This window comes from Herbaspirillum sp. B65, assembly GCF_000333555.1.
Classification (GTDB): domain Bacteria; phylum Pseudomonadota; class Gammaproteobacteria; order Burkholderiales; family Burkholderiaceae_D; genus Herbaspirillum; species Herbaspirillum rubrisubalbicans.
On record NZ_BADI01001155.1, the window covers coordinates 1 to 1,792 of the forward strand.

Annotated in this window: 3 protein-coding genes; all 3 read right to left on the minus strand. The window is 60.0% G+C overall.

Features of this window, described 5'->3' with window-relative positions; genetic code table 11:
* Positions 1-169 precede the first annotated feature (169 nt).
* A complete protein-coding gene (locus I5W_RS27740) occupies positions 170-532 on the minus strand; it encodes a DUF4870 family protein (protein ID WP_017451742.1) in 363 nt (120 codons plus the stop codon).
* 37 nt (positions 533-569) lie between these two features.
* Positions 570-1,454: a phosphoserine phosphatase SerB gene (gene serB / locus I5W_RS27745; protein ID WP_044531685.1), complete on the minus strand. Its 885-nt coding sequence runs from the start codon at positions 1,452-1,454 to the stop codon at positions 570-572.
* Between the two features lie 59 nt (positions 1,455-1,513).
* Positions 1,514-1,792 (minus strand): TRCF domain-containing protein (locus tag I5W_RS27750; RefSeq protein ID WP_044531686.1); only part of this gene is annotated, 279 nt, incomplete at its 5' end.

Below are 1,792 nucleotides of genomic sequence, written 5' to 3' on the forward strand. Positions count from 1 at the left end.
TTCCCTTGGATGGAATCTTTATAGCGATTTCTAGTGATAATTCGAGATTACCATTGAAACGTTTCAATATCGCTATTATCCCCTGCACCAGTGAAAATTGCTTCACCGCAATGAAAATGGCGCCCACCGGGGGGGCGCCATCTATACCGGCAGGAAATCTCTACCTGGATCAGACCGGCATGGGCTTGTTATCCTGCAGGTCGAGGAAACCCTTGATGAGGCGATAGGCTTTCCAGATCCAGGCCAGGGAAAACACCAGCACCGCCAGCGGGATGCCGATTACCGTCATCCACAGCACACCGCCGGCGAAGACCCAGAACAGGTACCACCAGAAGGAACGGATCTGCCAGCGATGGTGGGTGTAAAGGAAGGTGTCGCGCACATCGCCGCGCTTGAGATAATTGACGATCAGCGGCAACCACGACAACATGCCCAGCGAAAACACCAGACAGGCGGCATGGGCCAGGTAGAGCCACCACACCAGGTCACGGCCGGTTTGGGTCTGTGGATCGAATACCAGTTCCTGATTCATCGCGTCTCCTGAAGTGAGAGGTAAGCGGCCCGGAGCATCAAGCCAGCAGGTTCAAGATGCCGTCCAATCCGACGAAATTCAAGCCCACGCTGGCCTGGGCCCGCACCACGGGCTTGGCGCGGAAAGCCACCGACAGACCGGAGATGCCCATCATGCGCAAATCATTGGCGCCATCGCCCATGACGATGGCCTGCGCCGGCTCGGCGCCGATCTCGCGACAGACGCGCTCCACCGTGGCGCGCTTCTCGTCGGCATTGACGATGCCGCCGACGACCTTGCCGGTGAGCTTGCCATCGACCACTTCGAGCGTATTGGCATGGGTGTAGTCCAGGCCCAGGCGGGCCTTCATGCGATCGGTGAAAAAGGTAAAACCGCCTGACACCAGCAAGGTCTTCAGGCCCGCCGCCTGTACCGTCTTCAACATGTTCTCCGCCCCCGGCGACAATTGCAGACGCTCATCATAGACACGCTGCAGCGCGCCGGCATCCAGCCCCTGCAACAGCGCCACGCGACGCGTCAGGCTTTCGTTGAATTCGATCTCGCCGCGCATGGCGGCTTCGGTGATCTCGGCCACTTGCGGTTTCAAACCCTGCATGTCGGCGATCTCATCGATGCATTCGATGGTGATCAAGGTCGAATCCATGTCCATGGCCACCAGGCGGAAGTCGGACAGCTTGCGACCTTCTTCGATGAAGGCATAGTCCAGGCGCGCCTGCAGGCAGGCGGCATCGATGCTGGCCTTGAGCGCATCATTGCCACGCACGCCGGCCACGCGCCAGGCGTCCACATCCGGCACGCGCTCATCGGCCAGGCGCTCGGCACGACCACCGGCCAGCGCGGCGATGGCATCGATGGCGGAAGAGGAAACGGTATGTTGCTTGGGGGCTTGCAGGATCAGGTTCATGTTGTTCTGTTGATTCATGGATGCGTTGATACGTTGATACGTTGACTCGGGCAATGCGGGGAGGATTGTCTACAGCCTCAACCCGTGAGCGCCTTCATGGTGGCCTTGACCTGCTGCACGCGCGCGCTGAGGTCTGGCATGTTGGCCGTGATGCGCAGCTTGTCCGGGCCATTGAGCTTGACCTGCCGGTTCTTCTGCACCAGCTCGATGATGCGCATGGCATCGATGGGCGGATTGGGAACGAACTGCAGCAGGGCTGCTTCCGAGTGGGCATCGATCTTGATGATGNCCAGCGGCTTGGCGGCGATGCGCAGGCGATGCGTTTCGATGAGCGCCTTGGCGGCATCGGGCAGCTT